The sequence below is a fragment of the Streptomyces sp. NPDC052496 genome, assembly GCF_040679095.1.
In the GTDB taxonomy this organism is placed as follows: domain Bacteria; phylum Actinomycetota; class Actinomycetes; order Streptomycetales; family Streptomycetaceae; genus Streptomyces.
In genome coordinates this window covers 119,819-144,431 of the sequence record NZ_JBFAUH010000003.1, presented here as the reverse complement: position 1 = coordinate 144,431, position 24,613 = coordinate 119,819, and the positions used below count along the sequence as shown (strand labels likewise).

At 72.5% G+C, this 24,613-nt stretch carries 22 protein-coding genes; 15 read left to right on the top strand and 7 right to left on the bottom strand.

All coding sequences use genetic code 11. The features are described from left to right. Positions 1–48: 48 nt before the first annotated feature. The 10 genes from pdhA (AB0L45_RS06040) (at position 49) to AB0L45_RS05995 (ending at position 11,343) form a co-directional block, all read left to right on the top strand. Positions 49–1,260, top strand: a complete 1,212-nt coding sequence (gene pdhA / locus AB0L45_RS06040) for a pyruvate dehydrogenase (acetyl-transferring) E1 component subunit alpha (RefSeq protein ID WP_365836607.1) — start codon at positions 49–51, stop codon at positions 1,258–1,260. Beyond that, positions 1,257–2,291: an alpha-ketoacid dehydrogenase subunit beta gene (locus tag AB0L45_RS06035; RefSeq protein ID WP_365836605.1), complete on the top strand. Its 1,035-nt coding sequence runs from the start codon at positions 1,257–1,259 to the stop codon at positions 2,289–2,291. The genes pdhA (AB0L45_RS06040) and AB0L45_RS06035 overlap by 4 nt, the downstream gene beginning before the upstream one ends. Then, positions 2,291–3,775, top strand: a complete 1,485-nt coding sequence (locus AB0L45_RS06030; RefSeq protein ID WP_365836603.1) for a dihydrolipoamide acetyltransferase family protein — start codon at positions 2,291–2,293, stop codon at positions 3,773–3,775. The genes AB0L45_RS06035 and AB0L45_RS06030 overlap by 1 nt, the downstream gene beginning before the upstream one ends. A 313-nt stretch (positions 3,776–4,088) precedes the next feature. Further along, a complete protein-coding gene (locus tag AB0L45_RS06025; protein ID WP_365837043.1) occupies positions 4,089–4,970 on the top strand; it encodes an NTP transferase domain-containing protein in 882 nt (293 codons plus the stop codon). Continuing rightward, complete coding sequence (locus tag AB0L45_RS06020; protein WP_365836601.1) at positions 4,967–7,231, top strand: molybdopterin molybdotransferase MoeA; 2,265 nt, start codon at positions 4,967–4,969, stop codon at positions 7,229–7,231. The genes AB0L45_RS06025 and AB0L45_RS06020 overlap by 4 nt, the downstream gene beginning before the upstream one ends. Beyond that, a complete protein-coding gene (locus AB0L45_RS06015; protein WP_365836599.1) occupies positions 7,228–8,373 on the top strand; it encodes a potassium channel family protein in 1,146 nt (381 codons plus the stop codon). The genes AB0L45_RS06020 and AB0L45_RS06015 overlap by 4 nt, the downstream gene beginning before the upstream one ends. Before the next feature lie 35 nt (positions 8,374–8,408). Continuing rightward, on the top strand, positions 8,409–9,386 hold the full coding sequence (locus tag AB0L45_RS06010) for an NAD(P)H-quinone oxidoreductase (protein ID WP_365836597.1): 978 nt from the start codon (positions 8,409–8,411) through the stop codon (positions 9,384–9,386). Between the two features lie 346 nt (positions 9,387–9,732). Next, complete coding sequence (locus AB0L45_RS06005) at positions 9,733–9,888, top strand: hypothetical protein (protein WP_365836595.1); 156 nt, start codon at positions 9,733–9,735, stop codon at positions 9,886–9,888. A gap of 536 nt (positions 9,889–10,424) precedes the next feature. Beyond that, positions 10,425–10,658 carry a hypothetical protein gene (locus tag AB0L45_RS06000; protein WP_365836593.1) on the top strand — a complete coding sequence of 78 codons (234 nt, stop codon included), beginning with the start codon at positions 10,425–10,427 and terminating at the stop codon, positions 10,656–10,658. Positions 10,659–10,776: 118 nt separating this feature from the next. Continuing rightward, a complete protein-coding gene (locus AB0L45_RS05995; RefSeq protein ID WP_365836591.1) occupies positions 10,777–11,343 on the top strand; it encodes a bacterial proteasome activator family protein in 567 nt (188 codons plus the stop codon). Positions 11,344–11,644: 301 nt separating this feature from the next. On the opposite strand, the gene AB0L45_RS05990 is transcribed toward AB0L45_RS05995, so the two are convergent. Continuing rightward, on the bottom strand, positions 11,645–13,375 hold the full coding sequence (locus AB0L45_RS05990) for a protein kinase (RefSeq protein WP_365836589.1): 1,731 nt from the start codon (positions 13,373–13,375) through the stop codon (positions 11,645–11,647). 493 nt (positions 13,376–13,868) lie between these two features. On the opposite strand from AB0L45_RS05990, the gene AB0L45_RS05985 reads away from it, so the two are divergent. Continuing rightward, positions 13,869–15,515 carry a protein kinase gene (locus tag AB0L45_RS05985; protein WP_365836587.1) on the top strand — a complete coding sequence of 549 codons (1,647 nt, stop codon included), beginning with the start codon at positions 13,869–13,871 and terminating at the stop codon, positions 15,513–15,515. A gap of 177 nt (positions 15,516–15,692) precedes the next feature. Here the strand turns inward: AB0L45_RS05985 and AB0L45_RS05980 are convergent, their stop codons facing one another. The 3 genes from AB0L45_RS05980 to AB0L45_RS05970 all read right to left on the bottom strand — a co-directional run bounded on the left by AB0L45_RS05980 (position 15,693) and on the right by AB0L45_RS05970 (position 18,227). Continuing rightward, entirely contained in the window at positions 15,693–16,733 is a 1,041-nt protein-coding gene (locus tag AB0L45_RS05980) for a phosphotransferase (RefSeq protein ID WP_365836585.1), read from the bottom strand. A 23-nt stretch (positions 16,734–16,756) separates the two neighbouring features. Further along, positions 16,757–17,173 (bottom strand): pyridoxamine 5'-phosphate oxidase family protein, encoded by a 417-nt coding sequence (locus tag AB0L45_RS05975; protein WP_365836584.1) that lies wholly within the window; start codon positions 17,171–17,173, stop codon positions 16,757–16,759. A gap of 394 nt (positions 17,174–17,567) precedes the next feature. Continuing rightward, a complete protein-coding gene (locus AB0L45_RS05970) occupies positions 17,568–18,227 on the bottom strand; it encodes a response regulator transcription factor (RefSeq protein WP_365836582.1) in 660 nt (219 codons plus the stop codon). Between the two features lie 351 nt (positions 18,228–18,578). Between AB0L45_RS05970 and pdhA (AB0L45_RS05965) the strand changes: the two genes are divergently transcribed. The 3 genes from pdhA (AB0L45_RS05965) to AB0L45_RS05955 are packed head-to-tail and all read left to right on the top strand — an operon-like array spanning position 18,579 to position 22,218. Next, positions 18,579–19,772: a pyruvate dehydrogenase (acetyl-transferring) E1 component subunit alpha gene (pdhA, locus tag AB0L45_RS05965; RefSeq protein WP_365836580.1), complete on the top strand. Its 1,194-nt coding sequence runs from the start codon at positions 18,579–18,581 to the stop codon at positions 19,770–19,772. A gap of 1 nt (position 19,773) precedes the next feature. Then, entirely contained in the window at positions 19,774–20,757 is a 984-nt protein-coding gene (locus AB0L45_RS05960) for an alpha-ketoacid dehydrogenase subunit beta (protein WP_365836579.1), read from the top strand. Positions 20,758–20,778: 21 nt separating this feature from the next. Then, positions 20,779–22,218 carry a dihydrolipoamide acetyltransferase family protein gene (locus AB0L45_RS05955; protein ID WP_365836577.1) on the top strand — a complete coding sequence of 480 codons (1,440 nt, stop codon included), beginning with the start codon at positions 20,779–20,781 and terminating at the stop codon, positions 22,216–22,218. 150 nt (positions 22,219–22,368) lie between these two features. On the opposite strand, the gene AB0L45_RS05950 is transcribed toward AB0L45_RS05955, so the two are convergent. Further along, entirely contained in the window at positions 22,369–22,545 is a 177-nt protein-coding gene (locus tag AB0L45_RS05950; protein WP_365836575.1) for a hypothetical protein, read from the bottom strand. Between the two features lie 215 nt (positions 22,546–22,760). Then, a complete protein-coding gene (locus AB0L45_RS05945; protein WP_365836573.1) occupies positions 22,761–23,171 on the bottom strand; it encodes a GNAT family N-acetyltransferase in 411 nt (136 codons plus the stop codon). Positions 23,172–23,351: 180 nt separating this feature from the next. Between AB0L45_RS05945 and AB0L45_RS05940 the strand changes: the two genes are divergently transcribed. Then, positions 23,352–24,233, top strand: a complete 882-nt coding sequence (locus AB0L45_RS05940; protein WP_365836571.1) for a GNAT family N-acetyltransferase — start codon at positions 23,352–23,354, stop codon at positions 24,231–24,233. Here AB0L45_RS05940 and AB0L45_RS05935 read toward each other — a convergent pair. Continuing rightward, positions 24,196–24,549, bottom strand: coding sequence for an ATP-binding protein (locus AB0L45_RS05935; RefSeq protein WP_365837042.1), 354 nt, complete (start codon positions 24,547–24,549; stop codon positions 24,196–24,198). The two genes, AB0L45_RS05940 and AB0L45_RS05935, sit on opposite strands and share 38 nt — an antisense overlap. Positions 24,550–24,613 lie beyond the last annotated feature (64 nt).

Here is a 24,613-nt window from a genome sequence, read left to right as displayed (position 1 = left end):
GGCCAGGCGCTCCGCGCCACTCATTCCGAAGACCAGGAGGTGCTCGTCATGACGGTTCTTGAGCAGCGCGGCAGCAGGAGGAGCGGGAGCTACTGGCCCGCGCCGCCGCCCGCGTGGCGCCCCCGTGTGGACCCCACGCCCCTCCTGCCCGACGCGGAGCCGTACCGCCTGCTGGGCACGGACGCCGCCGGCCGGATCGACGCCGGCCTGCTGACGGACCTGTACGAGCAGCTGGTACGCGGCCGCCGGTACAACGCCCAGGCCACGGCGCTGACGCGGCAGGGCAGGCTGGCGGTCTACCCGTCCTCCACCGGCCAGGAGGCGTGCCAGGTCGCCGCCGCGCGGGTGCTGAAGGAGCAGGACTGGCTCTTCCCCAGCTACCGCGACACCCTCGCCGCCGTGGCCCGCGGCCTCGACCCGGTACAGGCCCTCACCCTCCTGCGGGGCGACTGGCACACGGGATACGACCCGCACGAGCACCGCATCGCCCCCCTGTGCACACCACTCGCCACCCAACTCCCGCACGCGGTGGGCCTCGCGCACGCCGCGCGCCTGAAGGGCGACGACGTGGTGGCGCTCGCCATGGTGGGCGACGGCGGCACCAGCGAGGGCGACTTCCACGAGGCGCTGAACTTCGCCGCGGTGTGGCAGGCCCCGGTGGTCTTCCTGGTGCAGAACAACGGGTTCGCGATCTCCGTACCGCTCGCCAAGCAGTCCGCCGCGCCGTCCCTCGCCCACAAGGCGGTCGGATACGGCATGCCGGGCCGCCTGGTGGACGGCAACGACGCGCCCGCGCTGCACGAGGTGCTGGGCGAGGCGGTGGAGCGGGCGCGCCGGGGCGGGGGACCGACGCTCGTCGAGGCGCTCACGTACCGCATGGAGGCGCACACCAACGCCGACGACGCCACCCGCTACCGCACCGACGCCGAGGTCGAGGAGTGGCGGGAGCACGACCCGATAGCCCTGGTGGAACGCGAGCTGACCGAGCGCGGCCTGCTCACCGACGACTTCGTACGGCGGACCCGGGACGGCGCCGAGGAACTGGCCGCCGACCTCAGGGAGCGCATGAACCAGGACCCGGCCCTGGACCCGATGGAGCTGTTCACGCACGTCTACGCCGAACAGACCGGCCAGTTGCGGGCGCAGGCGGCGCAGCTGCGGGCCGAGCTGGCGGCCGAAGCGGCGGACCAGGAGACGGCGGCCGGTGACGGCACGGCCGGTGGTGCGGCGGACGCCGCGGCAGGGGAGAAGCGGCCATGACGGCGACAGCGGCGGAAACCGGACGCAAACCGGCCACCATGGCGCAGGCGCTGAACCGCGCACTGCGCGACGCGATGGCCGCTGACCCGGCCGTCCATGTGATGGGCGAGGACGTGGGGGAGCTGGGCGGGGTCTTCCGGATCACCGACGGCCTGGTGAAGGAGTTCGGCGAGGAGCGCTGCGGCGACACCCCGCTCGCCGAGGCGGGCATCCTCGGTACGGCGGTCGGCATGGCCATGTACGGGCTGCGGCCGGTCGTGGAGATGCAGTTCGACGCCTTCGCCTACCCCGGCTTCGAGCAGCTGATCAGCCACGTCTCCCGGATGCGCAACCGCACCCGGGGCGCGATGCCGCTGCCGCTGACCATCCGCGTCCCGTACGGCGGCGGGATCGGCGGTGTCGAGCACCACAGCGACTCCTCCGAGGCGTACTACCTCGCCACCCCCGGGCTCCAGGTCGTCACGCCGGCCACGGTCGCCGACGCGTACGGGCTGCTGCGGGCGGCCATCGCCTCCGACGACCCGGTGGTCTTCCTGGAACCCAAGCGGCTGTACTGGTCGCGCGCCGACTGGACCCCCGACGCCCCGGAGCCGGTGGCCGAACTGGGCCGCGCGGAGATCCGGAGGCCGGGCCGCAGCGCCACGCTCATCACGTACGGGCCGTCGCTGCCGGTCTGCCTGGAGGCGGCCGAAGCGGCCACGGCGGAGGGCTGGGACCTGGAGGTCCTCGACCTGCGCTCGCTGCTGCCCTTCGACGACGAGACGGTCTGCGCCTCGGTACGGCGCACGGGCCGCGCGGTCGTCGTGCACGAGTCCAGCGGCTTCGGCGGCCCCGGCGGAGAGATAGCCGCGCGCGTCACGGAGCGCTGTTTCCACCACCTGGAGGCGCCGGTGCTGCGGGTCGCTGGCTTCGACATCCCGTATCCGCCGCCGATGTTGGAACGCCACCACCTGCCGGGCGTCGACCGGATCCTGGACACCGTAGGCCGCCTCCAGTGGGAGTCGGACTGGACCGAGGGGAGCGGTGACTGATGGCCGTGGTCCGTGAGTTCACGCTGCCCGACCTCGGTGAGGGCCTGACCGAGGCGACGGTGGTGCGGTGGCTGGTCGAGGTCGGCGAGGTCGTCGCCGTCGACCAGCCGGTGGTCGAGGTGGAGACCGCGAAAGCCCTGGTGGACGTGCCGTGCCCGTACGGGGGCGTGGTCACCGCGCGCTTCGGCGACGAGGGGGCGGAACTGCCGGTGGGGGCGCCACTGCTGACGGTGGCGGTCGGGCCGGTGGCAGCGCCCGGACAGGAGACGGCCGCGGACGGCGCGCCCGGGGCGGGGACGGGCGCGACGGGTGCGGTGAGTGAGACGGGCGATCGGGGGGCGACGGGCGAGTCCGGCGGAGGCTCGGCCGAGGGGTCGGGCAATGTGCTGGTCGGGTACGGGACGAGTGCTGCGACGGGGCGTCGGCGGCGGGTCCGGCCGGCCGGGAGCGCGGTACTGGGAGCGGCCGAAGCCCAAGGCCGGGGAGAAGCGAGCCGGAGCGGTGCGGCGGGCGGGCCGGTACCGGTCATATCGCCGCTGGTCCGACGGCTGGCGCGGGAGCACGGGCTGGACCTGCGGGAGATACGGGGTTCGGGTCCGAAGGGGCTGATCCTGCGTACGGATGTCGAGCGGGCGGTACGTGACCGGGACGCGGTGCAGGCGGAGGCCGGGGCCCGGGTCGGCGTCGAGGCCGGCGGCGCGGGGGCACCGGTGGGTGTGCCAGGGAGCGGGACCGTGCCGGGGCGTGCGGCCGGTGCGGAAGGTGGACTGGTGGGGGCCGTGGGGCTTCCACTGGAGGCCGAGCGGATACCGCTGCGGGGGATGCGGGGTGCCGCGGCGGAGAAGTTCCGGCGCAGCCGCCAGGAGATCCCCGACGCGACGTGCTGGGTGGACGCCGACGCCACCGAACTGCTCGCCGCGCGCCGCGAGATGAACGCCGCCGGCGGGCCCAAGGTGTCGCTGCTCGCGCTGCTGGCTCGTGTCTGTACGGCGGCGCTCGCGCGGTATCCGCAGCTCAACGCCACTGTCGACGTGGAGGCGAACGAGATCGTGCGGCTGCCGGCGGTCCATCTGGGCTTCGCGGCGCAGACCGACCGCGGGCTGGTGGTCCCGGTCGTACGGGACGCACACCGCCGTACGGCCGAAGGGCTGACCGCCGAGATGGCCCGGCTGACCGAGGCCGCCCGGACCGGTCAGCTCGCTCTCGCCGAACTGACCCACGGCACCTTCACCCTCAACAACTACGGCGTCTTCGGCGTCGACGGCTCCACGCCGATCATCAACCACCCCGAAGCGGCGATGCTGGGCGTGGGCCGAATAACGGCGAAGCCGTGGGTGCACGAAGGGGAGTTGGCCGTACGCCAGGTCGTGCAGCTGTCGCTCACCTTCGACCACCGGGTGTGCGACGGGGGGACGGCCGGAGGGTTCCTGCGGTTCGTCGCGGACTGCGTGGAGCGGCCGGCGGTGTTGTTGCGCACGGTGTGAGTGGGGCGTCGTTGCGGCAGGGGGTGAGTGGGGCGTTTGCACAGGGTGTGAGCGGGGCGTGGTCGCGCACGGTGTGAGTCGGGCGTGGTCGCGCACGGTGTGAGCGGGGCCGGTCGGTGATCGGGGCGGGCCCGGCGATACTCGATGGGTGACCGACGACCAGACCGCTCATGGGCAGACCGAGTACGAGCGGGGTGCGCGCGAGCCGGGCGGACGCGAGCCGGGCGGGCGTGAGCCTCTTGTGCACGACCGGTCCCCGTACGGCGCCCACCCGTACGGCACCCAGCCGTACGACAGCCAGCCGTACGACGTCATCGTGCCCGCCGGGGGTGCTGCCCGGCGGCTCGGCGGGGTGGACAAGCCCGCGGTGTCCGTCGGCGGCCGGCCGTTGCTGGACCGGGTGCTCGACGCCTGCGCGGACGCCGCGACCGCCGTCGTCGTGGGGCCGCGGCGGCCCACCGCGCGGCCGGTCGTGTACGCCCGCGAGGACCCGCCCGGAGGCGGGCCGCTCGCCGCGCTGGACGCCGGGCTGCGGCACACCACGGCCCCGGTGGTGCTCGTGCTCTCCGCCGACCTGCCGTTCCTGACCGGCGTGACCGTACGGGCGCTGCTGGCGGCGGCCACTGCGGACGGGGCCGACGGAGCCGACGGCGCGTTGCTCCGGGACGCGGAGGGGCGGGACCAGCCGCTGGTCGCCGCGTACCGGGCGGCCCCGCTGCGGCGTGCGCTGGACGCCGTACGAGCCGGGCACGGGACGCTCGCCGGGCGGCCGTTGCGGGCGCTGTCGGAGCAGCTGTCGCTGCGTCCGGTGTCCGACCCGACGGCCACGGCGTCCTTCGACTGCGACACCTGGGAGGACATCGACGCGGCACGCGCCCGCATCAGGGAGCATGGAACCGTGTTGGACGAATGGATCACCGCAGCCAAGGCCGAACTGGGCATCGAACTCGATGTCGACACGGCGGCCCTCCTCGACCTCGCGCGCGACGCCGCGCACGGTGTGGCCCGGCCGGCGGCGCCGCTGACGACGTTCCTGGTCGGTTACGCCGCCGCTCAGCAGGGCCGGGACGTTTCCGCACTGGCGGCGAAGGTGGCCGCGCTGGCCAACCGCTGGGCGGCCGAGTCCGCCGAGAACGCCGACGCCACGCCGGAGGCCGCGCCCGAGGCCAAGCCGAAAGCGAAGCCGGCGGAATGACGGACGGGGAGTTCGACGACGCGCTGGCGCTGGCCAACGGAGGGCCGGTCGAGATGCCGGGGCGGTACGAGGGCGCGCGCTACGAGGGTGGGCGCTACGAAGGCGACCAGTATGCGGACGGTCCGTACGAGGACGGTCCGAACGAGGGCGGCCTGTACGAGGGCGGTCGACGCGAGCGGGGCCGGTACGAGGACGGCCGGTATGCGGACGGCCGGTACGAGGAGGGGCGCTACGGGGAGCGGCGCTACGGGGAGCGGCGGTCCACGTACCGGGGTGGCGGGCGGGCGCCGGAACCGGGAGGCGACCCGGAGTGTGCCTCCCGTCGCGGCCCGGCGCCCGGCCCGGCCGACGACCGTTACGCGCCGGTCTTCGACGACGGTTACGCGTGGATCTTCGAGGAGCAGGAGCCGACCCGGGAGACCGACCGGGGACGTCGGGACCGTAAGGCGGCGACGGCCGGTACGGGGCTGGACGACGACACGCGCCGGGGCCCCTACACACCGTGGGAGGCCGCCCCGGCCTCGGGGGCGCATGAGCCGCCCCCCGCGCCCCGCACTCCCCCCTCAGCGCGACGCTCGGACGACACACCCGCCACAGCGGACCCGAGCGCCAAGCCCGGCGGACCCGGCGACGACCCCAACCCACACGACACCAACCCACACGACACCAAGCCCGACCAGCGCGACAACCCCGCCCACCCCGGCGCCCCCGCCCACCACGGCCGCCGCACCCGCCACGACCACCCCGCGCCGACCCCCTGGCGTACGGCGCGCAGGCTCGCCGCCCGTGCCCCGTACGGCCCGCTGCCCCCGGTCGTGTGTCCGCTCGGCAGCGCGGCGCTCGGGCGTACCCTCGCCGAGCCGCTGACCGCGCTCACCGACCTGCCGTCCTTCGACACCTCGGCGATGGACGGCTGGGCGGTCGCCGGACCCGGCCCCTGGCACCTCGCCGCCCGGACCCGTCCGGACGAGCGCGAGCACGGCATCCTGGCCGGTCACGAGCCGTCCGAAGCCGTCGTCGACGGGGACGCCGTGCCGATCGCCACGGGCGCGCGCATCCCGCCCGGCGCCACGGCCGTACTGCGCAGCGAACACGGCGAGGTGCGCGGACGGTCCGACGGGGCCGCGCAGTTGTACGCGCCCGCCCCCGTGCCGCCCGGACAGGACATCCGGCCGCGCGGCCAGGAGTGCCGCCGCGGCGAGCACCTTCTGCCGGCCGGCGCCCTGGTGACGCCGGCCGTGCTGGGCCTGGCGGCCGCCGCGGGGTACGACGCGCTGACCGCGTACGCCCGGCCGCGCGTCGAAGTGCTCGTGCTGGGTGACGAGTTGCTGAGCGCCGGGCTGCCCGCCGAGGGCCGGATCCGGGACGCGCTCGGACCGATGATCACGCCGTGGCTGCGGGCGCTGGGCGCGGACGCCGGGCCGCCCCGCCATCTCGGGGACGACGCCGAGGTGTTGTACGAGGCGCTCGCGTCCTCGGACGCCGATCTGGTGATCACCACCGGGGGCACGGCGGCCGGGCCCGTCGACCATGTGCACCCCACGCTGCGCAGGCTGGGGGCGGAGATCCTGGTGGACGGCGTCGCGGTACGCCCCGGGCACCCCATGCTCCTCGCCCGCCTCCCCCACCACACGGACCCGAACGCCGAGCGCCCCTCCGACGCCCCGCGCGCCGGTGCGCCCGCCCGCCTTCTGGTCGGGCTGCCCGGCAACCCGCTGGCCGCCGTCTCGGGCCTGCTCACCCTGGCGGAACCGGCCCTGCGTACGCTCGCCGCCCGCCGCCGGCTGCCCTCCTACCGGGCGCCGCTGACCGCCGACGTACCCGGTCACCCGCACGACACGCGGCTGGTACCGGTCGCCTTCCGGGACGGCGGCGCGGCGGACGAGGCGGACGGTGATGCCGACGGCGGCGCGGTCGTACCGCTGCGCTTCAGCGGGCCCGCCATGCTGCGCGGCATCGCGGCGGCCGACGCGATGGCGGTCGTACCGCCCGGTGGCGCGGTGCGCGGTGACGAGGTCGAACTTCTCGACCTGCCGTGGACGGCCGACGGGGCGGCGGACGCGGTGTCGGGGTGGGCTCCGGACGCGTTCGACGGGCCGGGTGGTGCGTCCCCTGCGGCCGGTGCGTCCCCTGCGGCCGACGCACCCACCACTTCAGCCACACCAGGAACTACCTCAACCACCTCAACCACCCCCGCAGCCCCCACAGCCCCCACCGGCTCACCCGCCCCCACCGACCCGACCGGCGGAGGCGCCGCGTGAAACTGCCCACCCACGACGCCGCGGCGCGTGAGGTTCCCGAGGAGTCCAGTCACCGCGTCGTGCTGCCGCGCCGCACGCCGGTGGCGCCGCTGCGCCAGGTCGCGCGCCGGATCCTGATGGCGCTGCTCGTGCTGGTCGCGACGGTGGCCATCGTCTGGGTCGACCGCGACGAGTACCACGACAACGCCAACGGCTCCGTCGACTTCCTGGACTGCGTCTACTACGCCACCGTCACGCTCTCCACCACGGGTTACGGCGACATCGTCCCGTACGGGGACGGCGCACGGCTGCTGAACATCCTGCTCATCACGCCCCTCCGGGTCCTCTTCCTGATCATCCTGGTCGGCACCACGCTCGAAGTCCTCACCGAACGCACCCGCGAGCAGTGGCAACTGAACCGCTGGAGAAACGCCTTGCGCGACCACACCGTCATCGTCGGCTTCGGTACCAAGGGCCGGTCCGCGGCCCAGACCCTGCGGGCGACGGGCCTGACCCGCGACCGCATCGTCATCGTCGACCCGAGCCCCAAGGTCATCGACTCGGCGGTGGCCGAGGGCTTCGCGGGCGTGGTCGGCGACGCGACCCGCAGCGACGTCCTCGTACGGGCCGAGATCCAGCGTGCCCGCCAGGTCGTCATCGCCACCCAGCGCGACGACACGGCCGTCCTCGTCTCGCTCACCGCCCGCCAGCTCAACAAGAAGGCCAACATCGTCGCGGCCGTACGGGAGGAGGAGAACGCGCCGCTGCTGCGCCAGTCCGGCGCGGACATGGTGATCACCTCGGCCAGCGCCGCCGGCCGCCTCCTGGGGCTGTCGGTGCACAGCCCGAGTGCCGGCACGGTCCTGGAGGACCTGATCCAGCAGGGCAGCGGGCTGGACCTGATCGAGCGCCCGGTGGTGAAGTCCGAGGTCGGCAAGTCGGTACGGGAGACCGACGACCTGATCGTCTCCGTACTGCGCGGTCACCGGCTGCTCGGGTACGACGACCCGGCGGCCAGCCCGTTGCAGGCCGCCGACCGGGTGATCACCATCGTCCGGGCCGCCCAGGCGGAACAGCCGGACGGCCCGACCAAACCCGGCGTGAAGCCGATGATCCCCGGGGCGGGGGTGTCCCCGATGGCGCCGGTGCGCCGCGACGACTAGAGCGTCCTGGCAGGTGGCGGAGTAGCCTCGCGGCCATGCGTGCGATCACCATTCCCGAACCCGGCGGTCCCGACGCCCTCGTATGGGCGGAGGTGCCCGACCCGCAACCGTCCGAAGGGGAGGTCCTGGTCGAGGTGGCGGCCACGGCCGTCAACCGCGCCGACCTCCTCCAGCGCCAGGGTTTCTACGATCCGCCGCCCGGCGCGCCCCCGTACCCCGGCCTGGAGTGCGCCGGCCGCGTCAAGGCCCTCGGCCCGGGGGTCAGCGGCTGGTCGGTCGGCGACGAGGTGTGCGCGCTGCTGGCGGGCGGCGGGTACGCGGAGCAGGTCGTCGTCCCGGCGGGTCAGCTGATGCCCGTACCCAAGGGCCTCGACATGGCGGCCGCCGCGGCGCTGCCCGAGGTGACGTGCACCGTTTGGTCCAACGTCTTCATGATCGCGCATCTGCGGCCCGGTGAGACGCTGCTCGTGCACGGCGGTTCCAGCGGCATCGGCACGATGGCGATCCAGCTCGCCAAGGCCGTCGGCGCCCGGGTCGCGGTCACCGCGGGCAGCGCCGAGAAGCTGGCCCGCTGCGCCGAACTGGGCGCCGACATCCTCATCAACTACCGGGACCAGGACTTCGTCGAAGAGGTGCGCAAGGCCACCGACGGCAAGGGCGCGGACGTCATCCTGGACATCATGGGCGCCAAGTACCTCGACCCGAACGTCAAGGCGCTGGCCACCAACGGCCGCCTCGCGATCATCGGTCTCCAGGGCGGCGCGAAGGGCGAGTTGAACCTCGGTGCGCTGCTCACCAAGCGCGGCGCCGTCACCGCCACCTCGCTGCGCGGCCGCCCGCTGGCCGAGAAGGCGGCGATCGTCGCGGCGGTACGCGAACATGTCTGGCCGCTGATCGAGAACGGTCAGGTCCGGCCGATCGTGGACCGTACGCTGCCGATCGCGGAGGCCGCCGAGGCGCACCGGGTCGTGGACGCGAGCGGCCATGTGGGCAAGGTCGTGCTGACCGTCTGAGCGGGGGCGTTCGGAGGCGGGACGCGGTGGTGCCGGTGCCCGGTACCGCCGCGTCACCCCCCGGCCGTACGCCCGGTACGCCCGAGATGCCGCTGATCACCTACCGTGTGACGCTGAGGAGATCAGGCGACGACTCCGCGGGCCCGGGAGGTCATGGGCGTGACTTCGGAACTCGTGAACCCGGAACTCGTGAACCCGGAACTCATGAACCCGGACTTCGTGAACCCGGAACGCGTAGACCCGGAATTGACGGCCGTCACGCCGGAGCAGCGCCGGCCCCCTCCGCGCCGGTTCCTTCGGTTCCGCCGGTTCCGTCGGTTCCCTCAGCCCGGCCGTCCCGGGGCCCATGGGTTCCTTCGGCTTCGCCGGTCCCCTCGGCTTCGCCGGTCCCCTCGGCTTCGCCGGTCCCTTCGGCTTCACCGGCCCCCTCGGCTTCGCCGGTTCCGCCTCCGCCTGGTGCCCGGACTTCTCCTGGCCGGTGCGCTGCTGTTCCCCCTCGTGACCGCGTCAGCCGCCACAGCAGCAACCGTGACCGCGTCAGCCGCCACAGCGGCAACCGGGGCAGCCTCAGCCGCCACAGCAGCTGTGGCAGCAGCATCCGTAGCGGCGGAGCCCGTATCCGCCACCAGTGACACCTCCGGCCGTAACCAGACCCCCGGTACGGAGCCCGCGCCAGGGCCGGATCCGACCTCCCCCACATCCACCCGCACCCCCGCCGACCCCTCAGCCCCCCTCACTCAGCCCCACCACTCCAACCCCCTCAATCCCCTGAACCCCCTCAACCGCCTCACGCCCCTCCTCCCCACCCCCCTCGCCCCCCTGCTCGGTTCCGGCCCGAATGCGGCCCGCCCCGTTCTGCCCCCAGGAGCGCGTCCCTCCGCGCCGGACGCCCCCTCGCCCGGCGCAGGCGCTCCGGACGGCCACGCGGCTCGCCCCCCGTCCTCCGCAGCCGCCTCCCGGAGCCCTGGAACGGCCTCTCCCGCCCCCGCGGCCACCCGCCGGGGCGATCTGATCGGGCGCCTCGCCCATCGCCCCTACGTGCCGCTGCCGCCCCTCCAGGCCCCCGCGCCGACGGCGTCCGCCGCGCGGTCGCACGGTCCGTCCCGCTACGCGCCCGGTGCGGTGCCCGGCGCCGCTTCCGCCGCCTCACCGGCCCCGTATGCCGAGACGGAACCGGGCAGTGGCGTCCACCGGGTCCTCCCGCTGGGCGCGGGCATGGCCCTGACCGGCCTCGGGCTCGCCTTCATCGCGCTGCGTCTGAGGCGTTCATGACTGGGCCGCGTCCTCGCCGTCACCGGCCGCCGTCGCAAGCTTGTCCGTACCCGGAGGTTGGATCACCTTTCTCCCAGGGCACAACCGTTCCTAGTCAGCTGTACGAGAGAATGGCGGCATGGATATGCCGATGAACGAACGGTCGCAGGAGAGCCCGCACGTCCTGGTTGTCGGCCCGGACGGAATGGCTCTCGGCAGTGCCGGCTCCGGTGGCGGGGACGGCGACGACGAGTCCCGCGAGGTTCCCGTGACGGACATGGTCGAACAGCCCGCGAAGGTCATGCGCATCGGCAGCATGATCAAGCAGCTTCTCGAAGAGGTGAAGGCGGCGCCGCTGGACGAGGCGAGCCGGGTGCGCCTCAAGGAGATCCACTCCAGTTCGGTCAAGGAACTGGAGGACGGGCTGGCGCCCGAGCTGGTCGAGGAGCTGGAGCGGCTGTCCCTGCCGTTCACCGACGACTCGGTGCCGACGGACGCGGAACTGCGGATCGCGCAGGCCCAGTTGGTCGGCTGGCTGGAAGGGCTGTTCCACGGCATCCAGACCGCGCTGTTCGCCCAGCAGATGGCGGCCCGCGCGCAGTTGGAGCAGATGCGCCGCGCGCTGCCGCCCGGTGCGATGCCGGCCGAGGACCTGGACCAGGCCAAGCCGGGCCAGGGCGGCGCCCGCTCCGGTCCGTACCTCTAAGCGCTTCACCTCTAAGCGCTTCACCTCTAAGCGCTTCACCTTCAAGCGCTTCACCTTCAAGCGCCTCACTCTTCAGCGCCTCACCTTCAAGCACCTCGACGGAGCCGCCGACGCTCCCCACCGGACCCGAATGACGCGCCCCGACCGGAACCCGTCCGGCCGGGGCGCGTCCATTCCGGGCACGTTCATTCCGGACGCGTCCATTCCAGGCACGTTCACTCAGGTCCAGGCACGTTCACTCAGGACGCGTCATGCGACACGCACTGTCCGGGCCGCGTCGTCCGACACGCCCCGCCGCCCCCTAAGAACTCCGCCCCGTGGACACGGTCAGGTGAATCTTCTCGCCGCCCTTCGGATCCCACAGGGAGATCGGGGACTGGCTGACGACGGTGTTCTTGCCGTAGAGGGCGCTGTTGCGCTCGGAGATGTCGTACGACCAGCCGGCCGCGTCCATGCACTTCTTCACCGAGTCGAGGTTCTTGCCGTAGAAGGACGGCAGGAAGATCTTGCCCTCCTGGCTGTAGCTCTTGGTCGGGTCGGTGCAGCGCGTGGTGGAGATCGTGGCCGTGGGGTCCTCGCTCTTGACCGAGGAGCTCGGCGACGGCGAGTAGGTGTACGGGTTGGTGCGGCGCGTGTGGGTGTTGTCGCTGCCGCCGCTCAGGCCGATGCCGATGGCGATCGCGGTGACCACGACGACACCGACGATGGCGGAGACGACGATCACCGGGGTGTTGCCGCGGCCGCCGGAGCGGTTGCCGCCGGGGCCGGGCCGGGGGCCGACCGGCGCGGGCGTGGGCGCGGGGGTCGAGGGACCGGCGTACGGCGGCGGGGTCTGGAAGCTGTTGTTGAACGGGGCCGGGCCCTGGTTCGGGATCGGCGCCGGCGGCTGGTAGGCGTTGACCGGCGGCGGCGTGGACGGCGCGCTGGGCCCGAAGCCGGGGCCGCCGGTCGCCGCCGGGCCGGGGCCCAGCTGCGGCCCGGCCTGGGGCGCGTGCTGCGTCGGCTGGTACGGCGTCTGGACGCTCGGCGGCGCCGGGGTGTGCGGCCCCGCGGCGTTCGCGGAGGCGGCCGGGAAGACCGCGGAGGACACCGAGGAGCCGCTGGTACGGGCGCGCGGGCCCTCGCTGATGATGAGCGGCGTCGCGCCGGACTGGCCCGACCCGGCGACGCGCAGGCACTCGTCGCGCATCGCCTCGGCGGTCGGGAACCGCTCGTTGGGGTTCTTCTTCAGCGCGCGGGCGACCAGCGCGTCCACGGCGGGCGGCAGCGACCGGTTGATGCTGGAGGGGACCGGCGGCTCCTCCTGGACGTGCGCGTACGCGATGGCCAGCGGCGAGTCCGCGTCGAAGGGCAGCTGCCCGGTCAGCAGCTCGAAGAGCATGATGCCGACCGAGTACAGGTCGGAGCGGGCGTCCACGCCGCGGCCCAGCGCCTGCTCGGGCGAGAGGTACTGCGGGGTGCCGACGACCATGCCGGTCTGCGTCATCGAGGTGACGCCGGACTGCATGGCGCGGGCGATGCCGAAGTCCATGACCTTGACCACGCCGCGCTTGTTCAGCATGACGTTGCCGGGCTTGATGTCCCGGTGGACCAGGCCCATCTCGTGGCTGACCTCAAGGGCGGCCAGCACATCGGCGGTGATCTTCAGCGCCTTCTCGGTGGGCATCGCGCCGTGCCGGGCGATGTCGCTGTCCAGGTCGGAGCGGAGCGGCTGGCCCGCCACGTACTCCATGACGATGTACGGCACCATGCCGCCGTCGAGCTCGTCCTCGCCGGAGTCGAACACCGAGACGATGTTGGTGTGCGTGAGTTTGGCCACGGACTGGGCCTCGCGGCGGAAGCGCTCGCGGAAGGCCTGCTCGCGGCCCAGCTCGGTGTGCAGGGTCTTGATCGCGACCTCGCGGTCCAGCACGCTGTCGTACGCGAGGTGCACGGACGCCATGCCGCCGGCGCCCAGAAGATCACGGAGCTGGTAGCGTCCACCGCCGACCGAACGGCCCTCGTACCGGTCCTGAGCGCCGTCCTGGCTCATCGTTCCGCTTCCCCCTTGGCGCGCTGTTCCTGCGCACGTTCTGCGGCGCGCCGCGCCCCGTGGCTGCTGCTGCACCCGTCCGTGTGGCGACCTGCGCCGTGTTGACGTGCACAGACGTTACTCAACGTCGTGGGCCCGCGGCACCTGCGGCAGGTGCTGGGCCCGTGGCACGTGCGGCTGCGGACGTGCCGAGATCAGTATGGGTTGTGCCGGGATCGTGTCCGAATCCCAGCCCAGTGTGCCCCAGGGCCCGGACACGTCAAGCCGTGTGCCCGTTCCGTGACCAGATGCGCAAGATCCCATTACGGTCCTGAGGTTTCCTGAGCGCCGGTCGGTGGGTGATCACCCCGGGTCAACTTGCGACAATGGGGCCTTGGAAGGTGTGATGACCGGTCCATCACGGGACCGGCGTGTGCCGCGGAGCCTGTAGCGTGCTCTAGCGAAGACCGAGACCTTACCGCTGTGATGCGGATCGATACGACGGCGAGGACCGATGGCACCGACGCAGAGCCCCCAGGGCCCGTCCGATCCTGATGCCACCGGCTCCCACTCTCCTGACGCGAATCTTTCCGATGCGCCGGAGATGTGGGGCAATGGCGGTTTGGTGGGCGACGGACGCTACCGGCTCACGCGCCGGCTCGGCCGTGGCGGCATGGCGGAGGTGTTCGCCGCCGAGGACGTGCGCCTCGGCCGCACCGTCGCCGTCAAGCTGCTGCGGGCGGACCTCGCGGAGGACCCGGTCTCCAAGGCCCGCTTCACCCGTGAGGCGCAGTCCGTCGCGGGGCTGAACCACCACGCGGTGGTGGCGGTGTACGACTCCGGCGAGGACTACGTCGGCGGCAACACCGTGCCGTACATCGTCATGGAGCTGGTCGAGGGCCGCACCATCCGTGACCTGCTGCTGAACGCGGACGCACCGCCGCCGGACCAGGCCCTGATCATCGTCTCCGGGGTGCTGGAGGCGCTGGCCTACAGCCACCAGCACGGCATCGTGCACCGCGACATCAAGCCCGCGAACGTCATCATCACGCACGGCGGCGCGGTCAAGGTGATGGACTTCGGCATCGCCCGCGCGCTGCACGGCGCGCAGTCGACCATGACCCAGACCGGAATGGTCATGGGCACGCCGCAGTACCTGTCGCCCGAGCAGGCCCTCGGCAAGACCGTCGACACCCGCTCCGACCTGTACGCGACCGGCTGCCTGCTGTACGAACTGCTGGCCCTGCGCCCCCCGTTCACCGGCGAGACCCCGCTGTCGGTCGTCTACCAGCACGTCCAGGACATGCCGGTGCCGCCCTCCGAGGTCGCCGGGTCGGTGCCGCCGGAGCTGGACGGCCTGGTGATGCGCTCGCTGGCCAAGGACCCGGACGACCGTTTCCAGACCGCGGAGGAGATGCGCGGGCTGGTCCAGTACGCCCTGCAGATGCTGCACGAGCAGGGCGGCCACACCGGTACGTGGAACACCGGCCCGGTCGCCGTGCACGAGGGCGGGCACACGCCGGCCATGGGCTCGGTCGCCGCCACCACCGCCCTGCCGCACCCGGACCACGGGCAGACCACGGCACAGCCGATCCTGCCTCCCGGTATGCGGGACGGGGACGGCGGCTACGAGGGCGGGCACCGCCCCGCCAAGGGCGGCCGCGGCAAGATCTGGCTGATCGCGGCGCTCGCGGTGATCGCCATCGCGGTCGGTGTGGCCATCGCGCTGAAGAGCGCGGGCGGTGACGGCAAGAAGAGCCCGGCGCCGACCAAGAGCCCGTCGGCCTCGCAGAGCTCGGCGGACCAGACCTCCGAGTCGCCGTCCGACGAGCCGTCCGAGACGTACACCCGGCCGGGTGGCACGGGCGGCAACTCCAACACGTACAACCCGCCGACGACGCGCTACCCGAGCACGCCGCGCACCTCGCAGGCGCCCAGCACGCCGCCGCCGTCCAGCAAGCCCCCGACGACGCCGCCGCCCACCAAGCCGTCCAACGGCGGTACGACCAACGGCAACACGAGCACCGGTGCCGACGGCGGCAACGGTGACTCCAACGGCGGGCACACCAGCACCGGCAACACGAGCAGCGGCAACACGAACCAGGGGAGCAGCGCGGGCAGCGGTCCGGCCGGTACCGGCGTGGGCGACGTGAGCGACTGACCGCACGCGAGCCGACACCGCACCGCAGCAGCTCTCAGCACCTCGCAGCGCCTGAACCGACGGGCGGCCGGACACCGGCCGCCCGTCGTGGCGTTCGTACGGGGCATGCCGCCCCGTCCCCTGCCGAGGTGAGCGGCCGCCGCCCCGTCCCCTTCCGAGGTGGGCGGGCCGCCGCCTTCACTCCGTGAAAGCCGCCCGTACCGCCGGGTACTCCCGCGTCCACCACACCGCCAGCGCGGCCGCCGCCGGGAACTGCGGGTCGGCCCGCCGGTCGCCCAGCCGGTAGCGCCAGTCGAGCATCCAGAAGTCGTTGAGGCGCTCCCACCACACCCGGTGCACCGCGGCGGCCAGTTCGGCCACGCCGGCGCCCGAGGCGCGGCGGTAGGCGCCCGCGTAGGCCCGTACCTTGGGCAGGTCCAGGGTGCCTGCCGGCTGTACGAAGAAGATCGCGGCGGCCCGTACGGCCTCCTCCGCGCGGGGCTGCACGCCCAGCCGGTCCCAGTCGACGATGGCGGCCGGTTCGGCGCCCCGGTAGAGCAGGTTGAGCGGGTGGAAGTCACCGTGCACCCACCCCGCGGCGGGCACCTGTGCTGCCTCCGGCCGCCGGTGGGCCTCCCGTTCGAGCAGGGTGCGGCGCTCCAGCAGCCGGTGCACGGCCAGTTCGTCGAAGCTGCTGCGCGGCCGGGAGCGGCGGGCCAGCGCGAGCAGTTCGTCGATCATCTCGAAGGTCCGCGCGGGGTCGGCGCCCGGGTGCTCGTACGGGGCGCAGGGCCCGGCCGCGTCCCGCGTTATGACCTGCTCCAGCGCGGTGTGCACCCGTCCCAGCAGGGCGCCCAGGCGGCGTGACTGGAGGCGGGTGAGGGCGGCGCCGTCGCGGTGGCGGCCCTCGACCCACGGGTGCAGCGCGTAGCAGCGGCCCCCCAGGACGGTGACGGTGCGGCCGTCCGCGTCGGCGAGCGGCGGGGCGACCGGCAGGCCGAGGGCGCCCAGCCGGCGCGTGGCGCGGTGCTGGCGGGCGATGGCGGCCTGGTCGCCGTCGAGGTGGTGTTTGAGGAAGTAGCGGCCGTGGGTGGTGGCGAGGCGGTAGCCGCGGTTGAGCAGCCCCTCGGCGACCGGCTCGCACGCCAACGGCTCCCCGGCGCCGTAACGGCGCAGCAGGGAGCCGAGGGTGTGTCCGTCGGGCGTGGTCACCGTCCGGACATCGGATGAGCGCAGCACGCGCCAGATGTTAGATCACCGCGTCACGCTGAGTGGGCGTAACGGAACACAGGGACATCGCAGAGGTAGTGGACCTTGACAAACTCCGGTTCTATGCGGAGGAAAACCGGGTCGAAGGGCTCTCCGTCGGCCAGCCGCGGGGTGGGCCCGAACAGCTCGTACTCGGCCGGGGTGGGCACGACGGCGCGCGCGGTGCCGGTGAACTGGACGGACCAGGTGTCGTTGGCGCCGGAGTTGACGTTGTCGGCCTCGTAGGCGACGACATTGCCGTCCAGGGCGCGGTGGTAGCCGTGACCGCGGTGCAGCCGCAGCAGGAGCCCGCCGTCGGACACGACGTGCCGCGTGACGGCGGTGAAGGGCAGCGCCCGCTGGCTGGCCGACACCCGCCCGTAAGGGAGGCGGTTCAGCAGCTCGATGGCGTGGAGGTCGTCAGTGGGCATGGATACACCCTGCCGTGCCGGTGTGCGGGAAAGTAGGGGCACCCGCCCTGGTGAAAACGGGACGTTGGTCCTGAATCGTGCGGGGATTCGCCGCTTCGCGGGTGTTGTGGGGGTGTTTTGGTGCGTTTTGGGGGCGTGGAGGGTGCGTTTCGGGAGGTCGGAGCGGTGCCGGTCACAAGATTTTTCTTTCTCTTGAACCTTCACTCACACTTTCACTCACAGCACTTCTTCACAGCTTCCACGCGAGATCCTCACCTGGCCGCTGAAAGCCCGATGCCCGACGCCCGAAGCTCCGAAGCCGACTCGTAAAAGCCCGATGCCCGAAGCCCGAAGCTCCGAAGCCGACTCGTAAAAGCCCGATGCCCGAAGCCCACAGGCGGCCCGGCCCCCGCCCCTACTGCCGCTCCGCCTTCATCCGCGCCACGTACGCGGCCGCCTGCGACCTGCGCTCCATGCCCAGCTTGGAGAGCAGGCTGGAGACATAGTTCTTGATCGTCTTCTCGGCGAGGTGCAGCCGCTCGCCGATCGACCGGTTGGTCAGCCCCTCGCCGATCAGGTCGAGGATCTTGCGCTCCTGCTCGGTCAGGTTGGCCAGCCGGTCGTCACCGCGCGGGCTGTTGCCGTCCCGCAGCCGCTCCAGTACGCGGGCGGTGGCCACCGGGTCCAGCAGCGACTTGCCGGCCGCCACGTCCCGTACGGCGGTCAGCAGCTCATTGCCCCGGATGGCCTTGAGCACGTACCCGGACGCACCGGCCATGATGGCGTCGAAGAGGGCCTCGTCGTCCGCGAAAGACGTGAGCATCAGGCATTTGATCGACTCGTCCTGGGACCGGATCTCCCGGCAGACCTCCACACCGCTGCCGTCCGGCAGCCGGACGTCCAGCACGGCCACGTCCGGACGGGTCGCAACGATCCTGACCAGGGCGTCTGCGGCGGTGCCGGCCTCGCCGACCACCTCGATGTCCTCCTCCACGGAGAGCATTTCGTGGACGCCGCGCCGCACGACCTCGTGGTCGTCGAGCAGGAATACCGTGATTTTTCCGTCGTCGCGCACCCGATCAGTCTCACACACCAACTCTTCCCGTGCTCCAGGTCACCGATATAACGTGCCGTTGTCCCGGCGGACTGCAACGCTGTGAACAGGGGATTGCCGACTGGTCGGCGCAATGCTCGGAAATCCAAGCAAAATACTTGGAACCCCAAGCAAAGTCGCAGGTCAGGGCCCCTTTCGCCTAGGCTCCGGAAGTAGGGCACAACGCCCCTTCCGGCAGGCCGTGGCCGGGGCACCTTGTTCCACCCGGGCCGCGCCGTGCCGCACACACCCCGTGCGCCGTATCGGATACCGGGTGAGCCGCAATACGGCCACCGGCGGACCCCGGGGGCCGGACAGACGGAGGAGCAGCACGTGACCGTGGAGAGCACTGCCGCGCGGAAGACCACCCGCGGTGGCGGCAAGCGCACCACCGCAAAAAAGGCGTCACCCGCCAAGGCGAAGGCGGCGGCCGCCCCGGCCCCGGCCGAGGCGGAGCAGGACCAGCTCGTACAGCTGCTGACCCCCGAAGGCAAGCGCGTCGAGCACCCCGAGTACGCGATCGACCTCTCGGACGAGGAACTGCGCGGGCTCTACCGGGACATGGTCCTCACGCGGCGCTTCGACGCCGAGGCGACCACCCTCCAGCGCCAGGGCGAGCTGGGCCTGTGGGCCTCGCTGCTGGGCCAGGAGGCGGCGCAGATCGGCTCCGGGCGCGCGCTGCGCGACGACGATTACGTCTTCCCGACCTACCGTGAGCACGGTGTCGCCTGGTGCCGGGGTGTCGACCCGACGAACCTGCTGGGCATGTTCCGCGGCGTGAACAACGGCGGCTGGGATCCCAACAGCAACAACTTCCACCTGTACACGATCGTCATCGGCTCCCAGACGCTGCACGCGACCGGCTACGCGATGGGCGTCCAGAAGGACGGCGCCGACTCGGCGGTCATCGCCTATTTCGGTGACGGCGCCTCCAGCCAGGGTGACGTGGCGGAGTCGTTCACCTTCTCCGCGGTCTACAACGCGCCGGTGGTGTTCTTCTGCCAGAACAACCAGTGGGCGATTTCCGAGCCGACCGAGAAGCAGACGCGCGTGCCGCTCTACCAGCGTGCCCGCGGTTACGGCTTCCCCGGGGTGCGGGTGGACGGCAATGACGTGCTGGCGTGTCTGGCGGTGACCCGGGCGGCCCTGGAGCGGGCCCGCGCGGGTGAGGGCCCGACGCTGGTGGAGGCGTTCACCTACCGGATGGGCGCGCACACCACCTCCGACGACCCGACGCGTTACCGGGCGGATGAGGAGCGTGAGGCGTGGGAGGCCAAGGACCCGATCCTGCGGCTGCGCACCTACCTGGAGGCCGAGAACATCGCCGACCAGGCGTTCCTGGACGGGATCGAGGCCGAGAGCGAGGCGCTGGGCAAGCGGGTGCGGTCGGCGGTGCGGGCGATGCCGGACCCGGAGCTGATGGCGATCTTTGAGAACATCTACGCCGACGGGCACGCCCTCGTCGATGAGGAGCGCGCGCAGTTCGCCGCGTACCAGGCGTCGTTCGCGGACGCGGAGGAGAACTGACATGGCCGTCTTCGAGAAGATCACGCTGTCCAAGGCGATCAACGCGGCGCTGCGGGCCTCGATGGAGGCCGATCCCAAGGTCTTGGTCATGGGTGAGGACGTGGGCAAGCTCGGCGGTGTCTTCCGGGTCACCGACGGCCTGCAGAAGGACTTCGGTGAGGAGCGGGTCATCGACACCCCGCTGGCGGAGTCCGGCATCGTGGGCACCGCCATCGGCATGGCGCTGCGCGGCTACCGTCCGGTGGTGGAGATCCAGTTCGACGGGTTCGTCTTTCCCGCCTACGACCAGATCGTCACGCAGCTGGCCAAGATGCACGCCCGGGCGCTGGGCAAGGTCAAGGTGCCGGTGGTCATCCGGATCCCCTACGGCGGCGGCATCGGCGCCGTCGAGCACCACTCCGAGTCCCCCGAGGCGCTGTTCGCGCACGTCGCGGGCCTCAAGTGCGTCTCGCCTTCGAACGCCTCGGACGCGTACTGGATGATGCGCCAGGCCATCGAGAGCGATGATCCGGTCATCTACTTCGAGCCCAAGCGCCGCTATCACGACAAGGGGCGGCTGGACACCGAGGCGATCCCCGATCCGCTGCATGCGGCGCGCGTCGCGCAGGCCGGTACGGATGTGACGCTGGCGGCCTACGGGCCGATGGTCAAGGTGTGTCTGGACGCGGCCAAGGTCGCCGCCGAGGAGGGCAAGTCCGTCGAGGTCCTGGACCTGCGCACCATCTCGCCGATGGACTTCGACGCGGTCCAGGCCTCGGTGGAGAAGACCCGGCGGCTGGTGGTCGTCCACGAGGCGCCGGTCTTCCTGGGATCGGGCTCGGAGATCGCCGCGCGGATCACCGAGCGGTGTTTCTACCACCTGGAGGCGCCGGTGCTGCGGGTGGGCGGGTTCCATGCGCCGTATCCGCCGTCGCGGCTGGAGGACGAGTACCTGCCGGGGCTGGACCGGGTGCTCGATGCGGTCGACCGTGCGCTGGCGTACTGAGGGGCTTGAGGAGTAGTGACGATGACTGCAGCCGAGCAGCGCTTTCGTGAGTTCAAGATGCCCGACGTGGGCGAGGGACTGACCGAGGCCGAGATCCTCAAGTGGTACGTCAAGCCGGGTGACACCGTCACCGACGGGCAGGTCATCTGCGAGGTGGAGACCGCCAAGGCGGCCGTGGAGCTGCCCTGCCCCTTCGAGGGCGTGGTGCACGCGGTGCACTTCGAGGAGGGCACCACCGTCGACGTGGGCACCTCGATCATCGCGGTGGACACCGACCCCGGCGCCGGACCGGCCGACACCCCGGCCCCCGCCGCCGAGCCCGCTCCGGCCGCTGATGAGGAGGACGCCGAGCCGCAGGGCCGGCAGGCCGTCCTCGTCGGGTACGGCGCGGCCCCCTCGTCCACCAAGCGACGGGCGCGCAAGCCGCAGCCGGGCGCAGCGGCGCAGGAACCGGCCGCCGCGGCGGTCCAGGCGGAACTGAACGGCCACGCGGCGGCAGCGGCTCCGGCCCCGGCCGCTCCTGCCGCCCCGGCTCCGTCCGCTCCTGCCGCCGTTCCCACGGCCGGCCGGCCGCTGGCCAAGCCGCCGGTCCGGAAGCTGGCCAAGGACCTGGGCATCGACCTGGCCACGATCACCCCGACCGGCCCGGACGGTGTGATCACCCGCGAGGACGTGCACGCCGCCGCGGCCCCCGCCCCCGAGGCTTCGGCGCCGGCCCCGGTCCCGCAGCCCGCCGACGTGGGCTCGGAGGCGGTCCGCGCCCGCGAGACCCGCATCCCCATCAAGGGCGTCCGCAAGGCCACCGCCCAGGCGATGGTCACCAGCGCCTTCACCGCGCCGCACGTCACGGAGTTCGTCACCGTCGATGTGACCCGCACGATGAAGCTGGTCCAGGAGCTCAAGGCGGACCCCGACATGGCGGGCCTGCGCGTCAACCCGCTGCTGCTGGTCGCCAAGGCGCTGCTGGTCGCCATCCGGCGCAACCCTGAGATCAGCGCGGCCTGGGACGAGGAGAACCAGGAGATCGTCCGCAAGGACTACGTCAACCTGGGCATCGCCGCGGCCACCCCCCGCGGCCTGATCGTGCCCAACATCAAGGACGCGCACGCCAAGACCCTGCCGCAGCTGGCCGCCGCACTCGGCGAACTGGTCACCACCGCCCGCGAGGGCAGGACCGCCCCCGGCGACATGGCCGGCGGCACGGTGACCATCACCAACGTGGGCGTCTTCGGCGTCGACACCGGCACCCCCATCCTCAACCCGGGGGAATCGGCGATCCTGGCCTTCGGCGCGGTCAAGCTCCAGCCCTGGGTCCACAAGGGCAAGGTCAAGCCCCGCCAGGTCACCACCCTGGCCCTCTCCTTCGACCACCGCCTGGTCGACGGCGAACTGGGCTCCAAGGTCCTCGCGGACACCGCCGCGATACTGGAACACCCCAAGCGATTGATCACCTGGGCCTGACCGGTCCTGGAGCCGTCAGCGGCCCCGACCGCACATAGGGACATAGGGGCGGGCCCGGAGGCGAACCGTTTCGGTCGCCTCCGGGCCCGCCCCGTAGCGTCTCGTGTCCCTCAGCAGCGTCTCGTGTCTGTCAGCAGCGCTTCGTGTCCGTCAGCCCCGGATGATCTCAACGGCGCGGCTGAGGTGCCCCACGGGCCCGTCCGTCGCCGAGTGGCCGGCCTGTGCCGCGCCCTGCGTCAGCGCGATACCGCCCCACAGCGCGGCCACGAGCAGCGCGACCATGACGGTGGTGCGAGCACGCCGGCCGGCATTCGTCCTGGACTGCATGGTGGTCTCCCCTTGCGTACGGTTCGGAGCCTTGCCGGCCCCTCCCTTCCATTAGGTCATGGGAGATCGCCGATTTCGTACGCGCCAGGTACAGACTCACGTCCGCCTTAAGTCGGACACGGATCAAGCCCCGGATACATCCTTCGGCAGATTGCCGTACCGGGGACGGAGCCGTGCCGGGGTCGCGGACGACGGATCCGTACGGCATACGGACCTCAGGCGCCGGGCCCGGGCAGAGTCCACGCGGAGTCGTGGTGGGCGAAGCCTATGTGCGGGTAGTAACCCACCGCGCCCGGCGCCGAGAGCAGGATCAGCTCGGCCCGCGGGGCCGCTTCCCGGGTGACGCGGACGAGGTCGCGCCCGACTCCCTTCCCCTGGAACGCGGCGTCGACAGCGAGGTCGCTGAGGTACGTGGCGTACGCGCCGTCGGTCATCGAACGGGCGATGCCGATGAGGCGGCCGCCGTCGGTACGGGCCGTGACGACGAGGTTCGCGCCGGCCAGCATCTGGGCGAACCGTTCCCGGTCGTCCACCGGGCGGCGCTCGGCGAGGGTGGACGCGCGGTAGAGGTCCGCGGCCTCCTCGACATCCAGGCTGGTGCCGGCAATCTGCTCACACTTCCACATGCGGGTGCGACTCCTTCGGAACGTCCTCGGGGCCTCATCGGAGCGGATGACCCCCGCCCCCGGCCGGAGACGCCAGCGTGGCCTGCCGTACCGGCATGATCAACCATCGCCCGATGAGCACCGGAACCCGAAGCCCTTGTCGATTTGCCGACCCCGCTCTTCCTGCCTACCGTCGGCCGGATGAGCAGCCCGACGATCATCCGCCCCTACCGCCCGGCGGACGCGCCGGCCGTCATGGACCTGTGGTCCCGCGCCGTACGCCGGGCCCACCCGTTCATCGAGGGGGAGGGCACGGGCGAGCGCGCCCGCACGGTCCGCGAGGTCTACCTGGCCCAGGCGGACAACTGGGTCGCGGTCGCCGAGGACGAAGGCGAGGGCGGGGGCGAGGGCCGTCGCGACGGCGACGGCACGGTCCTCGGCCTCCTGGGCCTGCTCGGTTCCGAGATCGGCGGCCTCTTCGTCGCCCCCGAGGCGCAGGGCCGCGGCATAGGCGCCCAGCTCCTCGAACACGCCGCGTCGCTCCACGGAGCCCTCACCCTCGAAGTCTTCGCACGCAACACGGCGGCCCGCGCGTTCTACGCCCACCTCGGCTTCACGGAGCGCGCCCGCCGTACGGATGAGGCGACGGGGGAAACCCTGCTCGCCCTCGACCGCCCGGCGCCCCTGCGCTCCGTGGGCTGGCTGCACGTACGGGACGGCCGCCTGCTCAGTGTGCGTACACGCGGCAACGACACGTTCTACCTGCCCGGCGGCAAGTACGAACCGGGGGAGACCGCCCCCGAAGCCCTCTCCCGCGAACTCTCCGAAGAACTGGGCCTGACGGTCCCGGCCGCCGACCTCACCGAGGCCTTCGTCGTCCACGCGACCGCCCATGGCGCCAACGCCGGCCGCCGCCTGCACATGACGTGCTTCACCGGCGGCCCGCAGGACATCGCGCCCGTTCCCGGCCGTGAGATCGCCGAGTACGCCTGGTTCGACCGCCACGAGGCGCGCGAACGCTGCGCCCCCGCCCACATGAAGGTCGTCAACCGCCTGATCGCCCAGGGGCGGATGGCCGCGTAACGGCGGCGCCCACCCGCAGCTCCACCTCCGCCCACACCGTCTTGCCGACCGTACGGGGCTCGGTCCCCCACCGGTCGGCGAGGCCGCTGACGAGCACGAGCCCGTGCCCCGACGTGGAGACCACCCCCCGCCTCCTGCGCGGCACGCGCTCCCCCCGCGGATCACTCACCTCGACCCGTACCACCGTCGCACTCATCACCAGCCGCACCCGGAACAACCGCCCCCGCAGCGACCCGTGCACCAACGCATTGGTCGCCAACTCCGAAACGATCAACCCCACATCCCCGGCCCGCTCCCCCCGCCCCCACTCCGCCACCAGCCGCGCCGCCCGCCGCCGAGCGAGGGAGACGCTGCGCGCGGTGGGGGTGTAGTCGAGCTTG